Source organism: Parvularcula oceani (assembly GCF_000733125.1).
Taxonomy (GTDB): domain Bacteria; phylum Pseudomonadota; class Alphaproteobacteria; order Caulobacterales; family Parvularculaceae; genus Parvularcula; species Parvularcula oceani.
In genome coordinates, this window is sequence record NZ_JPHU01000019.1 from 1 (window position 1) to 17,969 (window position 17,969).

Annotated in this window: 13 protein-coding genes and 5 pseudogenes; 5 read left to right on the forward strand and 13 right to left on the reverse strand. The window is 66.1% G+C overall.

The window, feature by feature from the left end:
• The 3 genes from IE88_RS0115090 to IE88_RS0115100 form a co-directional block, all read left to right on the forward strand.
• The coding region (locus IE88_RS0115090; protein ID WP_031556156.1) for a YihY/virulence factor BrkB family protein at positions 1-339 on the forward strand (339 nt) is incomplete at its 5' end.
• A gap of 327 nt (positions 340-666) precedes the next feature.
• Positions 667-2,406 (forward strand): sensor histidine kinase, encoded by a 1,740-nt coding sequence (locus tag IE88_RS17625; RefSeq protein WP_051882348.1) that lies wholly within the window; start codon positions 667-669, stop codon positions 2,404-2,406.
• Between the two features lie 10 nt (positions 2,407-2,416).
• Entirely contained in the window at positions 2,417-2,776 is a 360-nt protein-coding gene (locus tag IE88_RS0115100; protein ID WP_031556160.1) for a response regulator, read from the forward strand.
• A gap of 242 nt (positions 2,777-3,018) precedes the next feature.
• Here IE88_RS0115100 and IE88_RS0115105 read toward each other — a convergent pair.
• The 3 pseudogenes from IE88_RS0115105 to IE88_RS17930 all read right to left on the reverse strand — a co-directional run.
• Positions 3,019-3,927, reverse strand: a pseudogene (locus tag IE88_RS0115105) (IS3 family transposase); the annotation flags it as partial.
• Positions 3,913-4,179, reverse strand: a pseudogene (locus tag IE88_RS18730) (permease); the annotation flags it as partial. The pseudogenes IE88_RS0115105 and IE88_RS18730, both read right to left, overlap by 15 nt.
• A 21-nt stretch (positions 4,180-4,200) precedes the next feature.
• A pseudogene (locus IE88_RS17930) lies at positions 4,201-4,957 on the reverse strand (IS5 family transposase).
• Between the two features lie 133 nt (positions 4,958-5,090).
• Between IE88_RS17930 and IE88_RS16805 the strand changes: the two are divergent.
• Positions 5,091-6,184: pseudogene (locus IE88_RS16805) on the forward strand (IS630 family transposase).
• Positions 6,185-6,432: 248 nt separating this feature from the next.
• On the opposite strand, the gene IE88_RS17630 reads toward IE88_RS16805, so the two are convergent.
• The 6 genes and pseudogenes from IE88_RS17630 to coxB form a co-directional block, all read right to left on the reverse strand.
• Positions 6,433-6,921: a copper-binding protein gene (locus IE88_RS17630; RefSeq protein ID WP_051882349.1), complete on the reverse strand. Its 489-nt coding sequence runs from the start codon at positions 6,919-6,921 to the stop codon at positions 6,433-6,435.
• 629 nt (positions 6,922-7,550) lie between these two features.
• Positions 7,551-8,699: pseudogene (locus tag IE88_RS17935) on the reverse strand (IS3 family transposase).
• Between the two features lie 56 nt (positions 8,700-8,755).
• Positions 8,756-9,568, reverse strand: coding sequence for an IS5 family transposase (locus IE88_RS0115150; RefSeq protein WP_031556169.1), 813 nt, complete (start codon positions 9,566-9,568; stop codon positions 8,756-8,758).
• 118 nt (positions 9,569-9,686) lie between these two features.
• Entirely contained in the window at positions 9,687-10,019 is a 333-nt protein-coding gene (locus IE88_RS0115155; protein WP_031556171.1) for a hypothetical protein, read from the reverse strand.
• Positions 10,016-12,514 carry a cytochrome c oxidase subunit I gene (gene ctaD / locus IE88_RS0115160; protein ID WP_031556172.1) on the reverse strand — a complete coding sequence of 833 codons (2,499 nt, stop codon included), beginning with the start codon at positions 12,512-12,514 and terminating at the stop codon, positions 10,016-10,018. Before ctaD ends, IE88_RS0115155 begins: the two co-directional genes overlap by 4 nt.
• Positions 12,511-13,119, reverse strand: a complete 609-nt coding sequence (coxB, locus tag IE88_RS0115165; protein ID WP_036767476.1) for a cytochrome c oxidase subunit II — start codon at positions 13,117-13,119, stop codon at positions 12,511-12,513. Before coxB ends, ctaD begins: the two co-directional genes overlap by 4 nt.
• Before the next feature lie 90 nt (positions 13,120-13,209).
• Between coxB and IE88_RS0115170 the strand changes: the two genes are divergently transcribed.
• Complete coding sequence (locus tag IE88_RS0115170) at positions 13,210-13,689, forward strand: DUF2231 domain-containing protein (protein ID WP_031556173.1); 480 nt, start codon at positions 13,210-13,212, stop codon at positions 13,687-13,689.
• Here IE88_RS0115170 and IE88_RS0115175 read toward each other — a convergent pair.
• The 4 genes from IE88_RS0115175 to IE88_RS0115190 all read right to left on the reverse strand — a co-directional run bounded on the left by IE88_RS0115175 (position 13,659) and on the right by IE88_RS0115190 (position 17,809).
• Positions 13,659-14,150, reverse strand: coding sequence for a CopD family protein (locus tag IE88_RS0115175; RefSeq protein WP_031556174.1), 492 nt, complete (start codon positions 14,148-14,150; stop codon positions 13,659-13,661). The two genes, IE88_RS0115170 and IE88_RS0115175, sit on opposite strands and share 31 nt — an antisense overlap.
• Positions 14,150-14,779: a cytochrome c oxidase assembly protein gene (locus IE88_RS0115180; protein WP_202900521.1), complete on the reverse strand. Its 630-nt coding sequence runs from the start codon at positions 14,777-14,779 to the stop codon at positions 14,150-14,152. The genes IE88_RS0115175 and IE88_RS0115180 overlap by 1 nt, the downstream gene beginning before the upstream one ends.
• Positions 14,780-14,951: 172 nt before the next feature.
• Positions 14,952-16,043 carry an enolase C-terminal domain-like protein gene (locus IE88_RS0115185; protein WP_031556176.1) on the reverse strand — a complete coding sequence of 364 codons (1,092 nt, stop codon included), beginning with the start codon at positions 16,041-16,043 and terminating at the stop codon, positions 14,952-14,954.
• Positions 16,043-17,809: a thiamine pyrophosphate-requiring protein gene (locus IE88_RS0115190; protein ID WP_031556177.1), complete on the reverse strand. Its 1,767-nt coding sequence runs from the start codon at positions 17,807-17,809 to the stop codon at positions 16,043-16,045. Before IE88_RS0115190 ends, IE88_RS0115185 begins: the two co-directional genes overlap by 1 nt.
• Positions 17,810-17,969: the final 160 nt, after the last annotated feature.

A 17,969-nucleotide genomic window follows, 5' to 3' on the forward strand; every position in this document is an offset into this window, starting at 1 on the left:
TTCGCGATCCTCTACCGCTACGCACCGGATCGCGACGAGCCGCGCTGGTCCTGGATCACGCCCGGCGCCATTCTCGGCGTCGTCCTCTGGCTCCTCGGCTCCGTTGGCTTTTCCGTCTATGTCTCGAACTTCGCCAGCTATAACGAAACCTATGGCACGCTCGGCGGCGCGATCGTCCTCCTGATGTGGCTGTTCCTGACCTGCTTTGTTGTGCTGCTCGGCGCCGAAATCAACGCGGAGCTCGAGCGCCAGACGAAGAAGGATACCACCAGAGGACCTGGTGAGCCTCTCGGCCAGCGGGGCGCTCATGCAGCGGATACTGTTGGCGAGGAGAGTTAGGTTCGGAACCCTTTGGCCTGCCGCCTTTTGGTTGGTCCGAGCGATATGTTCGGGTGGCGTCCGTTTGAGGCACTTAGGTTTGTGTTTACCGGCTGCTTGGTGGACTGCTCGAGCCGGTCCCGCCGTGCGGCCCGTCATTCTGCCGTTGCCGCTCCAGCAAGAAAGGCCCGAAGCGCCGCGTCGTGCGGCGGACAGCTGCCTTGCGCGATCCAAGCCCTTCCGCGAGAACGCAGAACCAGCACGGATTTCTCGTTTCGGACCCTCATGGATAGCACCCGGCCTGCACGTCCCGCTTCCCCGTCCTCAAGTCGCGACGGCTTGCCGGGCTTGCTCGACCAGATCGGTCTCTGGCAGGCGGTCTGCGAGAACGCGACGCTCGCCATGTTCATCACGGATAAGCGCCAGCACTGTATTTACATGAACCCCGCTGCGGAGGCGCTGACCGGCTATTCGCTCGCCGAAACGAAAGGCCGGCCGCTCCACGACGTCGTGCATCACACACGGCCGGACGGCTCACCTCACCCCCTCGAAGAGTGTCCGATCGACCAGGCCTTCCCGGAGAACATGCGCGAGCAGGGCGAGGAGGTCTTCGTTCACAAGGACGGCAGCTTCTATCCCGTCGCCTTCACCGCGAGCCCGCTTCGAGACGACGACGGCCAACCGGTTGGGACGATCATCGAGGTGCGCGGCACGGCCGAGGAGATCGCCGCCAAGGACAAGCTCCTTGAGACCGAGCACCGCCTACAGTTCGCACTCTCGGCAGGGCGCGCCGTCGGCACCTGGGAGTGGGACGTGCCAGGAGACGCGGTCCGGGCGGACAGTCGCTTCGCAAGCCTTTTCGGCATCGCCCCCGAGAAGGCCGAACGCGGAATGGCGATCGAGACATTCATCGGCTCGATCGACCCACGGGACCGGGAGCGCGTAACGGGCGCCATCTGGCGCGCGCTCGAGACCGGCGAGGACTACGAGCAGGAGTACCGTGTCGCCGCGCCGGATGGCAGGGCGGCATGGGTCCTGGCCCGCGGCCGCTGCTTCTACGGCGACGGAGGCCGGCCGGTCAGCTTCCCTGGTGTCGTCGTCGACATCACGCATCAGAAGGAACAGGCGCTCGAACTCGCCCGCCGCGAGGCGGAGTTTCGGACGATGACCGAGGCCATGCCGCAGATCGTCTGGGCGACGCGGCCGGACGGCCATCACGACTTCTACAATGCCCGCTGGTACGAGTTCACCGGCGTGCCCGAAGGGTCGACGGACGGCGAGGGATGGAGCGATCTCTTCCATCCTGATGATCAAGGCGAAGCCTGGCAGCGCTGGCGGCACAGCCTCGCGACCGGAGAGCCCTATGAGGTCGAGTACCGTTTGCGCCACCACACCGGTGTCTACCGATGGACGATTGGTCGGGCCCTGCCGGTTCGGGACGGAGAGGGCAGCATCGTCCGCTGGCTCGGCACCTGCACCGATGTCCACGATCTCAAGCTGGCGAAGGAGCATGCCGACCTGCTCGCCAAGGAGCTGAACCATCGTGTGAAGAACACGCTGCAGACCGTGCAGGCGATCGCCTCGCATTCGCTGCGCAGGCTGCCTGGGCATGAGACCGCCTATGAGGACTTCATCGGCCGCATTCAGGCGCTGTCCGGCGTTCACAGCCTCCTCACCAAGGCGGAGTGGCGGCCGACGGATCTTGGGACCGTTCTGCGCCTGGCGCTCACGCCGTTCGGTCTCGACGAGAAGGGCGACGACCGGTTCACGCTGCACGGCCCTCGCATCGAGCTCGATGCGAAGAAGACGCAGTCTTTCGCCATGGCGCTTCACGAACTGGCGACGAACGCGGCGAAGTATGGCGCTCTCTCGAATCAGGAGGGAAAGGTGATCGTGACCTGGACCTGCAAGAATGATCAGCTGGCGCTTGAGTGGCGCGAGAGGGGAGGGCCGGCCGTCGAGGAGCCGAAACGCAGAGGGTTCGGATCGCTCATGCTCACCCGCCTTCTGTCCATGGAGATCCAGGGTGAAATCTCGATCGCCTTCGATAAGGAAGGCGTTGTCTGCCGCATGACCGGCCGGGTGTGAGAGGGACGGAGTGGCTGCGAAGAAGCGGGCGTTCCTGGTCGAGGACGAGCCGATCCTCCTGATGATGCTCGAGACCAGCGTCGAGGCGCTCGGCTACGAGGTCGCCGACACGGCACACACGCTGGAGGGCGGCCTTCGCACCGTGAACGGTCACGCCCGGTACGACTTCGCCGTCCTCGACGTGAACCTCGGAGACGATGCTCGCAGCTTCGAGATCGCAAGGCGCCTTCTCGCGCGCGGCGTCCCTGTCCTCTTCGTGACCGGCTACGGCCGTCAGGGGCTCGAGGGCCAGTTCCCGGACTGCCCGGTGGTCGAGAAGCCATACACGATGACGAGCTTGAAGGAGGGAATCGCCTCAGCCGGAGGATAGCGGTGTGGCGGGAGCTGCGGCGCCCCTTCCCTCCCGGATAAGGCTCGCATGGATCGATGTGGCAAGATCCCTTGGCGAAAACCACACCTTTGCCCGCCCCCCGAACCGCCGCAGGATGCTAGACCGTTCTGACAAAGATCCTTATGTATCAACCTGCTCTCGCCATCGACGTAGACCCGGCTGAGGTGGTCCCACTCGTCTGGACAGATTGGCGGCTGGGCTAAGCTACTTCGGTTTGGGGTTCATGCCGCCAGGTTTCGTAGGGCCAGGAGCGGGGCATGTCCCGCTCCTGGCGTCGTCGTCTCGCCGTAGGCCTCGTCCGGCGTGAGGCCGTCGAGCCCCGAGTGCGGCCTTCGGGCGTTGTAGTAGCCGATCCAGTCGCGCAGGCCGGCGCGCAGCGCCGACCCGGTCTCGAAGGCATGCAGGTAGACGCACTCGTACTTCACGGACCGCCAGAGCCGTTCGATGAAGACGTTGTCCATCCAGCGGCCTCGCCCGTCCATGCTGATCCTCACCTCGGCAGCTCGCAGCACGTCCGTGAAGGCGGAGCCGGTAAACTGGCTGCCCTGATCGGTGTTGAAGATCGCAGGGCGACCGTAGCGCCTTAATGCCTCCTCGAGCGCCTCTACGCAGGAGTCCGCCGCCATCGTGTTCGACAGGCGCCAGGCGAGTACCTTGCGGCGCGCCCAGTCCATGACGGCGACGAGGTACAAGAAGCCTCGCCGCATCGGCAGGTAGGTGATGTCCGCGCACCAGACGTGGTCCGGCTTGGTGATCGCCAGATCTTGCAGGAGGTAGGGGTAGACCCGGTGCTCGGGGTGCGGATCGCTCGTCCTCGGCCGCTGGTAGATCGGCGAGAGGCCCATCTTCCGCATCAGCCTTCGGACGCGGTGACGGCCGACCGCGTGCCCCTCGCGCATCAGGTGCCGCGCCATCTGGCGGCTGCCGTACCAAGGCATCTCTAGGAACGCCTCGTCGATCATCCGCATCAGCGCCAGCGTCTCGGCCGCCTCGAGCACCGGCCGGTAGTAGAACGAGGACCGGCTGACCGACGCCAAGTGGCACTGCACGGCCACTGACAGATGACCGTGCTCCGGATCGATCATTGCCCGCCGCTCGGCCAGGCTCATCGACCGGACCCTTTGGCCAAAAGTAAGCGTACGCCGACGGAAGATCGCGATGATGATGCCGAGCTCGACCACTAGGTTCGTCGAGGCAAGCAGGAAGGCAAGCGACGGGACGAGCCCCGCCCCCTTCGCGAACAGCGCGCGCGTGCCTGACAGGGCGGCGAAGCTACACGATGAGCTGATGAAGCCGAAGAAGGTGCCCAGCGCGACGGACTTCGGCCCTTCCTTGCCCATCGTCTCCTGCATTCGGTCCTCGGTCACAAGGACCTGGATCATCGAGGAGATTAGGTTGGGGACTCATACGGACCAAGTAGTGACGGCGGCTACGAGCGCGATGGCGCTGAGGTAGTTCCGTGCGAGGCGGTCGTAGCGCGTGGCGATGCGTCGCCAGTTCTTCAGCCGACAGAAGAGGCGCTCTACGACGTTGCGTCGGGCATAGGCTCTGCGGTCTAGCGGAAACGGTGTCTTCCGCGAGCGGGTGGAGGGGATGACCGCTTCGGTGCCTCTATCGCGCAGCCAGAAGTGAAGGGCTCTGCATCGTAGGCGCGGTCAGCAAGCATTCGTTTGGAGGGTGCGACCGCACCGACGATCTGCCGGGCGACGACGATGTCGGAGGCGTTCCCTGGCGTCAGGAGGATGGCGAGCGGTCGGCCGCGATCATCGGCCAGGGCATGGATCTTCGTCGTTCTGCCGCCGCGCGAACGGCCGATCGCTTCTGCCTCTTTCCCCTTTTTGCTCCCGAGGCGGAGCGGTGGGCCTTCACATGGCTGCTGTCCAAACTGAGCTCGTCCGGCACCTCCCCAGCCGCCGCCATCTTCGCGAAGGCGCGCTGCCAAATGTCCCGCTGCGACCACCGATTGTAGCGGTTGTAGATCGTGGTCGAGGGTCCGTACTCGGGCGGGACGTCCCGCCACCGGCAGCCCGTCTTTAGGACGAACAGGATGCCCGAGATCACCCGCCGATCATCGACCCGCGGCTTGCCGGGCTTCCCGTGCGGCAGGTGCGGATCGAGCGCCTTCCACGCCTCGTCGGACAACCAGAACAGATCGGCCATGGCTCACCTCCACCGACCGAACCCATTCGGCGGCGGAAAGTTCAACGCCAACAGCAGCCTGTTTGGGTTCCCAACCTAGTGTCCTGATCGAGAAGTTTCCTACATATCCTTCGAGTTTGGATGTGAGGAGGACATGGCACGCTACAAGGTCGTCGAGATCACGCTGTCGGCGGAGGAGCGGGCGGTCTCGAAGCACTGGTCCGTCGTCGGAAGACTGAGCAGTACCTGGCGCAGCGGGCGCGGATTGTGCTCCTGGCAGCGGATGGCCTGAGCAACGCTGCGATCGCGCGCGAGGTCGGCACGGACAACCACACGGTCGGCCGCTGGCGGAAGCGGTTCGCACAGGGTCGGATGGACGGGCTCTACGACGAGCCCCGGCCAGGCGCGCCGCGGCAGATCGGGGACGAGGAGATCGCCGCAATCATCGCGAAGACGCTGGAGACGACCCCGAAGGGCGCGACGCACTGGAGCCTGCGTTCTATGGCGAAGGAGACGGGCTACGCGCCGTCGACGGTGCACCGCATCTGGCAGGCCTTCGGGCTGCAGCCGCACCGGGCGGAAACCTTCAAACTCTCCACCGACCCTCTGTTCGTGGAGAAGGTCAGGGACATCGTAGGCCTCTACCTGAACCCGCCGGCGCGGGCTCTGGTGCTGTGCGTGGACGAGAAGTCCCAGATCCAGGCGCTCGAGCGAGAAAAGCCGGTCCTGCCTATGATGCCGGGCATGCCCGAGCGCCGATCGGACCGCTACGTCCGGCACGGCACGACATCACTCTTCGCTGCGCTCGATGTGGCCACCGGCGAGGTCGCAGGGCGTTGCTTCTCCCGTCACCGAGCGGTCGAGTTCGAGCGGTTCCTGAACGAGATCGAGGCTAACGTTCCCAAGGAATTCGACGTCCACGTCGTCATGGACAACGCGTCCTCGCACAAGACCAAGACGATCAAGGCCTGGTTCGCCCGCCATCCCCGCTGGCACCCGCACTTCACGCCGACCTCATCCTCCTGGATCAATCAGGTGGAACGCTTCTTCTCTGCCCTCACCGAGAAGGCGATCCGTCGAGGGGTTCATCGTTCTACGGACGAGCTCCAGCAAGCCATCCACGCCTACATCGACAGCCATAACCAGGACCCCAAACCCTTCCGCTGGACCAAGTCCGCCGACGACATCCTCGCTGCCGTCAAACGCTTCTGCCTGAAAATGAACGGGAGTTCCGATTCAGGACACTAGATAGCCGAAGCCGAACGCCCAGAACGCCGTCCAGAAGAGTCCCAGCGCCGTATTCGCGCTCTCGTGCCAGGTCTGTAGGAAGCCGCCGTCCATCTGTCGCTCTGGTCCGAGCCTAGCTCGGTTCGGAAGTTTTTCAGGATACGGCCCGGCTGAACGAACCCGCGAACATTGCGGCCCAGGGTCCAATCGTACCTCCGATCGGACCGAAGCCCGCCTAAAGCGGGCTCAGCCTCGGCATGCGGCGGGGACTAGTCCTCTATGGTTTCCGCGTCGGACGAGGCGCTCGTGCCCGGCATCTTCTCGCCCTTCATGTCCATGCAACCCATCTTCCGCATGTGCTTCGCGTCGCAAATCATACGGATCTCGAGATCGCCATCATCGGCTTTAGCCAGCATGAAATGAACGTCATCGCCGACCTCCAGTTCGGAGAGGTCGACCTTCTCAGCGACCTCGAAGAGCATCGCCATGGCCGGCATGCCGAACTTCTCGATCGGCTCGTGGTCGAGAAGGATGCGCCCCTCGTCGACATCGATCTCTTCGATGACACCCACCCCCATGGCGGCGTCCTTCATCATGGACATGTCCTCCATCATGCCGTCCATCATCGGCATGTTGTCCATCATCTGCCCGCGATCTCCGTCACCTGGGTCTTGCTGAAAGGCGCCTGCGCTGCCGATAGCGAGAAGGGCTGCTGAAGAAGCGCCGAGCGCGATAGTGCGCACCTTGTAATTGTTCATTTCTGATCCTTTCTATCGCCGGTTTATGCATCCAGGCGATGGTTTAGAACTCAATGGCAACCTGAACAGAGTGAGGGCGTCTTGTGCTATCTAAGCAAGATCATGTGCGTTCGATCGGATGGTTGCCGAACGGCTTCACTGCGGACGGTACTCAAGTCGCAGACCCGACACGTTTCGCCATGATCGACCCCGAAGCCCGATCCGCCCGCCATGCAGAGGCCGGCGGGTCGGGACGCTCGCGGTCAGGGACAGATCGGGCAGTTCGCCAGTGTGGTCATGGCGAAGGCCGCGGCAGGAAGGGCAGCGATGCCCGTACCCAGGAGGATTGCGAATCTCTTCTTCATTTCGTGCTCCATTTTGAACGGTACAGCCTACTTGCGCTCCGTACCATGGTACGGAGTCAACCCGCTTTCTTCACCTCTCCGGTCAAGGCATCAAGGATGGTGCAACGGGCGATCGGCGCGTCTCGCGGGCACTCTCTGGCGAGGTCCTTGAGCGCAGCGCGCATGCGCTCTAACCGGGCGATCTTCGATTCGACGCCTCTCAAGACAGTCATCGTGCGCCCGCGGACGTCTTCGCAGGTGGCATCCGGATCTGAAGTGTTTGGGTCTGGTGGTCCGGTCCCAGGGTTAGTTTTCGGGGGCTGATGATCTCATCGTCTCACGCGGTTGCCTGGTCTGCAAAGCGTATTGTGCAGGAGCCAGGTTGCCGAGCGCCATGTGAGGCCGGCTCTCGCCCAAGTCGACCCGCCAGCTCTCGATCTGCTGGCGGGCTTCGACCAGTGTCTCGAACCAGTGGACGTTCAGGCACTCGTCCCGGAGCGAGCCGCCCAACGACTCGATGTGGGCATTGTCGGTCGGCGTTGCGGGGGCGGGAGAAGTCGAGGCGGACCTTGTGGTGGTAGGCCCAGAGACGGGCGATCTACCCGGTGAACTCTGCGCCCCCGGATCACGTCCGGGGCAGGCTGTTGTCCGCGAACAAGGCCTTCGGCGCACCGCGTGAACGAACGAGGCGGTTCAGCACCTCGGCGACGTTCTCGCCGCGCAGACGGTAGCCGACCTCGATCGCCAGGCACTCGCGCGTGAAGACATTGATCACGGTGAGGGCCCTGATCTTCTGCCCGCTCACCAGCTGGTCGTGGACGAAGTCCAGGCTCCAGGCCTCGCCCGGTGCCATCGGCTGACATCGCGCCTCCCGATGCATCGCCATCTTCCGGCGGCGCGGCCGTTTGGACCTGAGGGCTAGGCCTTCCTCGCGGTACAGCCGATAGACCCGGTTGCGGCCGACCTCCCAGCCCTCCCGCCTGAGCAGGATGTGGACCCGCCGGTAGCCATAGCGGACCCTCGTGGCGACGATCTCATGCATCCGCTGCCGCAACTCGAGAAGCGGGTTGGTCGTCAGGACCTTCCGCTGGGTGGACCGGTGCTGCCGCGTCAGCTTGCAGGCCCGGCGCTCGCTGTAGCCGTGGCTCTCCACCACGTAGGCGACGACCTTCTTCATCAGCGCCGGTCCGGGACCTTTTTGACAGGACGTCCTGCAGCACGGCCTCGCCCGCGGCTCAGATCCGCGACCAGCCGCTTCAGCCGAGCGTTCTCCTCCTGGACCTGACATCGCTCGCGAACCTGATCGCTCTCGAGCCCGGCGTACCTCTTCTTCCAGCGGTAGAAGGTCTGCTCGGTGATCCCCGTCTGCCGGACCAGATCCGCTACCGGCATCCCCATCTCCGCCTGCTTCAGGACGGCGACGATCGGCTCGACCGAGTACCTCTTGCGCTTCATGGCGTCCTCCTTCTCCTCGTCGGAGCCGCCCGAAAACTAAGAGTCCGCGCGAGAAGTCATGAGGTCCGAGCGATACGCCGGGTGAGGAGCATGGCGGAAGCAGCGTAGAGGAAGGCGGCGGGGGAGGCGGTGGTGCTTTCTGCGTCCTTCCAGAGCCTGCGGTTCCGCCCGAGCCAGGCGAAGGTTCGTTCGACGACCCATCGGCGCGGTTGGACGACGAAGGTGGACTGGCCGCGTACGCCCTTGACGATCTGGAGCGGGACCGCACTAGCATCGCGGGCACGCGGTCCATGGTAGCCTCCGTCGGCGTAGACGAGGTCTGCGAAGGGGAAGCGCGAGCGAGAAGCCGTTACGAGCGGGCCTGCCGCGTCGCGGTCCTGCACGCTGGCAGGGCCGACCTGCACCACGAGCAGCCTGCCATCCGTGTCCACGAGGGCGTGCCGCTTGCGACCGACGATCTTCTTGCTGCCATCGTAACCACGCGGCCCGCCTGCCTCTGTCGTCTTCACGGACTGGCTGTCCATGACGGCGGCGGAGGGGCTGGCCTCGCGGCCTGTCCGCTCACGGTCGATCACGCCGAGGGCACGGGCCATGCGCTCGAAGACGGCTTCGTCGCGCAGGCGGGCGAACCAGTGCCGGACTGTACCTTCGGGCGGGAAGCTCTTCGGCAGGAACGCCCAGGGGCATCCGGACCTGAGCACGTAGAAGATCGCCTCGATGATCCGGCGCATTGGCCACTTCCGAGGGCGGCCCATCCGGCAAGGTGGCGGCAGGAGCGGCCTTACCGCCCTCCACTCCGCATCGGTCAGGTCGGATGGATAGCGCAGCCCCTTCCGGCTATGCTGCGCGCGGGTGGCTGGCGTCCACATCGCGGTCTCCCAGAGACATCAAGCACCTCCAGGAATCACGCGGCCGCCAGCCACTCAACCCGACTTCTCGCGCGGGCTCTAAGTCACGATCTGGACCACTTTCGGCATGTCACCTCAATCAGGTGCAGGTGCTAAGAAAGAGGACCGGAAGAAAGAGCCAGGCTGCCGCAGGCATTGCGCTCGCCGCGAGCAGGACCGCCAGGCGCGGCAGGATTCTCTCCTCCTCAGTCCGCCTGTACCACGCGAACAGGCGCCAGAGGAGCAGGGCGTGAAGGCCGAGGAGACCGGCCGCACCTGCCGCGAGGACCGGCTTGACGAGGCGGGAAAGGCCGCTCTGGCAGAGAACGCCGTGGCCGCCATAGAGCCAGACGAAGACGAGGCTCCAGAGGAGATAGGCCGAGACGAGCGCCAGCAGTCTGGTCAGCGGCGCGCCGCGCCAGCCTCCGGTCATGCGCCGCCTCCCGTCATGAGCATGAAGAGCACGACCGCGCCCGTGCCGGCGGCGTAGAGCTGCCACAGCCTGTGCGCCCGCACCTCGGTCCTCCTGGCGGCTGACGCGTAGCCGCGGCGCTCTCGCAAGGCAGCGTAGAACGCGGCGAGGGCGCCGATCAGCGCATGAAGGGCCCCATAGGCGGCTGCGACGGCGAGGGCCGCGAAATAGGCGTGGGTCGGCGCGCGGCCCAGGAGCTGCGCGAAGAGGCCGGCGAAGCCGAACAGCGCGAGGAGGGAGGCGGCTGCGGCGAGAAGGAGGAGGCGCTGAGCGCCGCTGCCCGCCGCGGCTCGCGGCGCGAAGAGGCCTAGTCCGCCAGCGCCGATGAGGCCTGTTCCCGCCGCCGCGAGCAAGACAGGGTTCGGCGACGCGGGAGCCGGCGGCGGCCAGCCGGGGGCGGACACGTTCAGGAAGAGGAAGCCGAAGACGAGCGCGCCGAACAGCGTGCCGTTCGCCATTAGGGTGAAGACCATGCCCCAATAGCTCGGCGCGGCCGGACTTTCCGTGTGCGGCGGCACCGATGTGCCGAGGCCGGCATCGAGGGCGCCGAAATCGCGCTTGAGGCCGCTTTGCCACAACCAGCGCCAGGCGCAGACCGCGACGCCCGAAAGACCCAGCAGCGACACCCAATAGAGCTTGAACAGGACGCAGAGCACGAAGGCGCAAAGGCACGCCGCCGTCAGCAGCGGAATGAAGGTCGGCTTGGGATAGATGAGGATCTGGTCCGGCTCGCCGGTGAGCGCATGGACGCCCAGGGTCTCGCGCCAGCCGTTCCTGACGGCGGAGAGATAGCCGTGGCCGGAGGCGAGGCGGGCGCCAAGGCTCTCGTCGGTCCAGGCGGGGTCGCGCGCCTCGACCCTCGGCAGGGCGGCGAGATTGTAGGCTGGGGAGGGTGTCGGCATCTGCCATTCCAGCGTTCCGGCGCGCCAGGGATCGCGCAGGCTCGCTCGGCTGAAGCGGAGCGTCAGGACGGTGTCGACCAGAACCAGAGCGAAGCCGAAGGCGAGGACGAAGGACGCCACGGAGGACAAGAGGTTCAGCGCGTCCCATGCCGGCTCGGCTGGGTAGTCCGCGATGCGCCTCCGCATGCCCAGCAGGCCGGTCAGATGCATCGGCAGGAACGAGGCGTTGAAACCGAGGAAGATCAGCCAGAAAGCGGTGCGGCCGAGCACCGGATATGTCGCCTTGCCGGTCAGATGCGGCAGCCAGTAATAGAGGCCCGCCAGCACCGGGAAGAGGAAACCGCCGATCAGGACGTAGTGCAGGTGCGCGACCACGAAATAGGTGTCGTGCGCCTGAAGGTCGAAGGGGACGAGCGCCACCATGACCCCGGTCAGTCCCCCTGCGGTGAAGACGAAGAGGAAGCCCAGTACGTAGAGCATGGGCAGCTCGAGGCGCGGACGGCCCTTCAGCAGGGTGGCGATCCAAGCGAAGATCTGCACGCCTGTCGGGAAGACCACGAGGAGGCTGGCCGCCGAGAAGAAGGCGAGCGACAGGTCGGGAATGCCGGTGGCGAACATGTGGTGGGCCCAGAGGCCGAAGCTGATGAAGCCCTGCGCGATCAGGCCTGCGACGAGCCAGCTATAGCCGACGATTGGCCGGCCGCTCAGCGTCGGCAGCACGGTCGAGACGACGCCCGCCGCCGGCAGGAAGATGATGTAGACCTCCGGATGGCCGAACAGCCAGAAGAGGTGCTGCCAGAGCAGCGGGTCGCCGCCGAGCGCAGGGGTGAAGAAGGGCCAGCCGAAAGCCCGTTCGAGCTCGAGGAGGATCGAGCCGAGGATCAGCGGCGGAAAGCCGAACAGCATCATCGCGGCGGTGACCCACAGATACCAGGCGAGGATCGGCATGCGTGACAGCGACATGCCGCCAGTGCGGACCTTCAGTACCGTGACCATGAACTCGACCGCCGCGCAGACCGCGGAGACCTCAACGAAGGTGACCCCGAGAAGCCAGACGTCCGCGTTGATCCCGGGCGAATAGGGCTTGCTCGACAGCGGCGTATACATGAACCAGCCGCCGTCGGGCGCCGCTCCCAGAAGGAGCGCGACCAGCAGGATCGACCCGCCGAACAGATAGCACCAGTACCCGAAGGCGCTTAAGCGCGGGAAGGCGAGGTCGCGTGCGCCGAGCAGCTTGGGCAGCATGTAGAGCGTGAAGCCCTCGATCAGCGGGATCGCGAAGAGGAACATCATCACCGTGCCGTGCATGGTGAAGACCTGATTGTAGGCCGCAGGCGTCAGCCATTGCGTCTCCGACGTCGCCAGCTGTGCCCGGATCATCATCGCGAGCACGCCGCCGACGAAGAAGAAGCAGAACGCGGTGGCCATGAACCGTTTGCCGATGACGGTGTGGTTGACCGCGGCGAGGGCGCGCCAGCCCCGCGGCGGCGCCCACACCTCCTCGAACGCCCTGTGCAGGCGCAGGGGATCGTGCTCGCCCGGCCCCAGGGTCATGCTCCCTCCAGCCCGGAAAGAACGGCGGCAAAGCCGTCCGGCTCATGGACCCTCACCTCGAAGTCCATGAGGCTGTGCCCGACGCCGCAGAATTCGGCGCAGAGACCGCCCATCGCGCCGGCGGCATCGGCTTCGAGCATGATGGTGTTGATCCGCCCCGGAACGGCATCGATCTTACCGCCGAGGCGCGGGATCCAGAAGCTGTGAATGACGTCCGTGCTGGTCACGCGGAAAGCGACAGGCACACCCGCAGGCAGGTGGAGAACGTTCTCGCTATCCGGAGCGCCGGGAGCGTCCGGATAGCTGAACGTCCACCCCCACTGCGCTGCCACCGCATCGACCGTCAGCTCCGGCGTTCGGGTCCGCCCGACCCAGGCGTCGCTGAGGAGCAGGGCGTAGATGAGAAGCGCGAGGAGCGCGACGGACGGAAAACCAAGGCCGAGCGCGCCGACGAAGACGCCTTCGGGCAGGCGATGGCCGCGCCGCTTTTTCCGAAAGGAATAGAGCGCCACGGCCATGACACCGAGGAGAATCGCCGCGGAGCTTGCGGTCAGGACCAGCGTCAGCATGCCGAAGCGTTCCGCCGAGGGGCCGGCGGCGTCCAAGGCGGAATAGTCGCCCGAACAGGCGGTCAGGAGGATGGACGCGAGGGCGGCGCCGCATAAACTCCTGTCCCGTCCTGCCCGGAGCCTCCCATGGTCAGTCCTCTTCGTCCCCGCCGCGACTACGAACTCAAATCCGTCGTCGCCGTGGCCGGTCACCCCGTGCACGTCATGCTCGTCAACTTTCCCATCGCCCTGACCAGCGCGACCCTGGGCAGCGATCTGTTCTATTGGTGGTCGGGCGATGCCTTCTTCGCACGCACGGCGCTGTGGACGAGCGGCTGGGGCTTCGCCCTGGGAGTCGCTTCGGCCGTGTCGGGCTCGGCCGAGCTGATACTCGCGCCGGGGATCCGGCGCCGGCCGGAAGTCTGGAGCCACGCCATCGCCGCCATGATGCTGCTGGCGGTCATCGGCGCGAACTGGGCCCTGCGCCTCGTCTACGGGATCGAGGCGGCGCTGCCCTGGGGGCTGTTCCTGTCCTTCCTCGGCTTCGGCGCCGTCGGGCTGGCAGGCTGGCATGGGGGCAAGCTGGTCTTCGAGCATCAGATCGGCATGGAGATCGAGGAGAGATAGTCGCGAAGACCACCCGGCGTGCGCACCCACTCCGGCAGGACGGAGAGCGAGAGATCGGGCTCGCCGAGGACGAGGAACAGGATAGCGGCGATCGCCACCGCGGTGACGCCGACTGCGGGCTTCGTCCAGCGCTGGCCGTACCTTGCATGTCCCTCGTCCAGCAGGCGCAGGAGCCGCGCAATCCAGATATTCACGCCGACGAGAGCCGAGACGAAGGCGAGCTTGACGAACATCCAGCCATGCAGGGCGTCGGCGACGAAGAGAAGGATCGTGCCCGAGGCGATGGTCGCGAAGGCGGCGGGCGCGAGGATCGCGGTCAGGGTGAAGTGGCTGGCATAGCGGATGCGGTTCGCCTCGGCCTCGTCCTCGGGCCTCTCCTGCAGGAGGAGGCCCGGCAGGTAGAGCAGGCCTGCGCCCCACAGAAGGAGACCGATGATGTGGAGCGCCTTGAGCCAGGCCATCAGGCCGATCTCGCCGTCTCGCCGCGGATCACCGGCAGCAGGCACAGAACGCCCGCCGCCAGATAGGGCAGGCTGCCGGGCACCCACATGATGAGACCGGCGAGCTGCTGATCGCTCAGCGGCGAGAGGCCGTAGGGCAGGGTGGTGAAGAGATGCGGCTCGTAGAGCGGGCGTCCGGCGAAGGTCAGAAGCGCGCCGAGGAGCCCCATCTGCATCATGGTGCCGAGCAGCGCTATGGCGGCATCGAGCCGTGCCTCGGTCCGCAGCGCGGCGTGCCAGAGCGCGACGGCGCTGCCGAGAAGGCTGAGCTCCATCACCCAATAGATCAGGTCGTTCGACAGCGCGGCGCTGTAGGCGGAAGGGATGTGCCAGCCCCACAGGACGAGAAGGTGCAGGAGGCTCGCGGGAAGAGCGGGAAGAAAGGGACGCGACACCCTCAGGCCGAGGGCCAGGCACGGCGCGGCCAGCGCGATCAGGATCACGTGATGGACCGACCGGGCCGAGAAGAGGGACACGCTGAGTGAACAGAGCGGAGAGACGAAGGCGGCCAGCAGGAGCGCGAACGCGATGCTGCTCCACAGGGGGTCGTGCCGCCACAGAAGGAGGAGGCCGCTCAGGAGGCCGATCAAAAGAACAGGATCGAGATTCCATGCGGCAGGAAGGTCCGCAGGCCCAATGGCGGGACCGCAATACGAATCTCCTAGCGCTGTCATAATCCTGCTGAAAGGTTGGCCTGGTGCGCACCAAAGTAGCACGCAAGCTTCGTCCGGACCACTGAGAAAGGGGCAGGGCAAAGCAACTTCACACTTCGTAGGGGGCAGCGTCCGATTCTTTTAGCGTGAGTCCGAGTCCGGCGGCATCGGGCGGAGCGGCGCGACCACCATGCGTTAAAGGTGCACCATCCAAGAGCATGCGCTCGATCCGGCAATGATCGTGGAACCATTCCAGATGCACCGCATTGCGGGCGGCGCAGCAGGCATGCACGTGGAGGGACGGCGCGCAGTGGGCCGAAAGCGGCAGGTGGTGGGCCGCCGTCAGCGCATCGGCCTGCTTAAAGCCCGAAAAGCCGCCGCAGCGCGTCGCGTCGGCCTGCAGGACATCCACTGCCTGCGCTTCCAGCATCCGGCGGAAATACCAGGCGCTATAGCCGTATTCGCCGGCGGCGATGGTCATGCCGGGCGGCCCTTGCTCGCGAACCGTCCGGAGCCCGTCCAGATCGTCCGAAGTCACGGGTTCCTCAAACCAGGTGACGCCCTGATCGGCGAAGGCCGCCCCCTGCGCCAGCGCAGTCTTCGGCGTGTGGGCGCCGTTCGCGTCGACGAAGAGTTCGCAACTGTCTCCGATGGCCGCGCGTGCCGCTTCGACCCTCGCCCGATCCCGCGCGGGTTCGCGGCCGACCTTCATCTTCACCGCGAAGAGACCCTCGGCCGCCCACGCGGAGAGCTGACGGCAGAGCGTCTCGTCGTCATAGCTGGTGAAGCCGCCGGAGCCGTAGGCCGCGATATCCGGGCGTGCACGGCCCAGAAGGTCCGCGACGGGCAGACCGAGGAGCCGGGCCTTCAGGTCCCACAGCGCAATATCGACTGCCGAAATCGCCATGGCCGCGATGCCGGGCCGGCCAACATTGCGCACGGCGGTATCCATCGCGGCGCCGATAGCGGGAATGTCCAGGGCGGTCCTGCCCTTCACCGCCTCGGCCAGCACCCCGTCGACGAGCTGCGCGGCGGCGGGCGCAGCATAGCTGTAGCCGAAGCCGGTCTCGCCACCGGCCTCGATCCAGACGCAGACCATGCCGGTGGAGGACCATTCTATCGTCCCGTCCGATTCCGGCGCATCGGTCGGGATGACATAGGCCGCCGTCCGGACATCCGTGATCGGCGCCTCGGGGCGCATCAGGCCGTGACGGCCTTGAAGGTCTGCCAGAGGATGCCGCCTGCATGCGGATCGCCCTTGAGAAGGGCTTCGGCATAGCTCTTGGCCTGCTTGGGCGAGACATGCGGGGGCAAAGTGGGGACGTCCGGATCGGTATGGGCGTCGATGACGAAGGGCCGGTCCGCCGAGAGCGCCCGGTCCCAGGCGGCACCGAGCTCATTGGGGTCCGTGACGGTCACGCCGTCCAAGCCGAGCGAGCGGGCATAGCCTGCGTAATCGAAGCCCGGCACGTCCTGCGTTTCGGGTACGCTCGGCGAGCCGCCCATGACGCGCAGTTCCCAAGTCACCTGGTTCAGGTCGCGATTGTTCAGAACGGCGACGACGAGGCGCGGATCATCCCATTCCTTCCAGTATTTCGCGATCGTGCCGAGCGCATTGTTGCCGAGCATCTGCATTGCGCCGTCACCGACAAAGGCAACGGCCACCCGGTCGGGGAAGGCGAATTTCGCCGCCGTCGCGTAGGGAACGCCGGGGCACATGGTCGCCAGCGTCCCCGACAGCGACCCCTTCATCCCTTCGCGGATCCTGATGCCGCGCGCGTACCAGTTCGCCGACGAGCCGGAATCGGCCGAGAGGATCGTGCGGTCGGGAAGGCGGGGCGAGGCTTCGAGGAAGACGCGTTCGGGGTGGATGGGATCGGCCTCGCCATGGCCGCGATCCGCGACCGTCTCCCACCAGTCCTCGACGCGCTTCTCGATCTTCTCGCGCCAGCGGCGCCGATCCTTCTTTTCGAGAAGCGGCAGGAGCGCGCGCAGCGTCGCGTCGGCGTCGCCGGTCAGCGGCACGTCCGCGGGATAGCGCATGGACAGCATTTTCGGATCGAGATCGATCTGCACGCATTTCGCCTGCCCCTCTTTCGGCAGGAACTCCGAATAGGGGAAGCGCGACCCCACGATCAGCAGGGTGTCGCAATGGCGCATCATCCAGTCCGATGCCTCGGTGCCCAAGAGCCCGATGGACCCCGTGACGAATGGAAGGTCGTCGGGCAGCACCGCCTTTCCGAGCAGCGCCTTGGCGACGCCCGCGCCGAGGGCCTCGGCGGTCTGGGCGAGGGCGGGACCGGCCTCGAGCGCGCCCGCGCCCGCCAGGATCGCGACCTTCTCGCCTTCGTTCAGGATGCGGGCTGCCGCCTCGAGATCCTCGCGCTGCGGCACGATGCGCGGCGCGCGGAAGCCGATCCCCGAATGGACCGTGCCATGCGCATGGGGCGGCGTCTCGACCGCCTTCTCTTCCTGCACGTCATTGGGAAAGATCAGGGTCGTGACGGTCTTCTCGGCGGCGGCGATGCGCATGCTGCGGTCGATGAGATGCCGCGTCTGCGCGGGCACCATGCAGGTGTGGACGTATTCGCCGGCGACGTCCTTGAAGAGCGAATTGAGGTCGACTTCCTGCTGGTAGCTGCCGCCGAGGGCGGCGCGCGCCTGCTGGCCGACGATGGCGAGGACCGGTTGGTGGTCGAGCTTGGCATCGTAGAGGCCGTTGAGGAGGTGGATCGCACCGGGCCCCGAAGTCGCGAGGCAGACCCCGACCTCTCCGGTCCATTTGGCGTGTGCGCAAGCCATGAAGGCGGCTTCTTCCTCGTGCCGGGTCTGGACGAAGTCGATCTTGTCGTCCCGCCCGAGCGCCGCGACGAGACCCCCGATGCCGTCGCCCGGATAGCCGAAAATGCGCCGCACACCCCAATCGTGCAGGCGTTCGAGGATATAATCGCCGACTGTCTTGGACATCATGCTCTCCGATATTCTGGTGCGTGGAACCGTTCGGCCTGCCACACCGGCCAACTTCGCGGGGCGCATGCGGGCAGCCCCGGCCGCACCCTCCGGCGGTGCGACAATCTATCCACGCAACACACGCAAGACGGGCCGGTTCCGCATCCGCCGCAAGCGG

Coding starts and splice junctions, on each gene's coding strand:
- IE88_RS17630 (WP_051882349.1), bottom strand. CDS start 6,921: ATGAACAATTACAAGGTGCGCACTATCGCGCTCGGCGCTTCTTCAGCA.
- IE88_RS0115150 (WP_031556169.1), bottom strand. CDS start 9,568: ATGTGGACGCCAGCCACCCGCGCGCAGCATAGCCGGAAGGGGCTGCGC.
- IE88_RS0115155 (WP_031556171.1), bottom strand. CDS start 10,019: ATGACCGGAGGCTGGCGCGGCGCGCCGCTGACCAGACTGCTGGCGCTC.
- ctaD (WP_031556172.1), bottom strand. CDS start 12,514: ATGACCCTGGGGCCGGGCGAGCACGATCCCCTGCGCCTGCACAGGGCG.
- IE88_RS0115170 (WP_031556173.1), top strand. CDS start 13,210: ATGGTCAGTCCTCTTCGTCCCCGCCGCGACTACGAACTCAAATCCGTC.
- IE88_RS0115175 (WP_031556174.1), bottom strand. CDS start 14,150: ATGGCCTGGCTCAAGGCGCTCCACATCATCGGTCTCCTTCTGTGGGGC.
- IE88_RS0115185 (WP_031556176.1), bottom strand. CDS start 16,043: ATGCGCCCCGAGGCGCCGATCACGGATGTCCGGACGGCGGCCTATGTC.
- IE88_RS0115190 (WP_031556177.1), bottom strand. CDS start 17,809: ATGTCCAAGACAGTCGGCGATTATATCCTCGAACGCCTGCACGATTGG.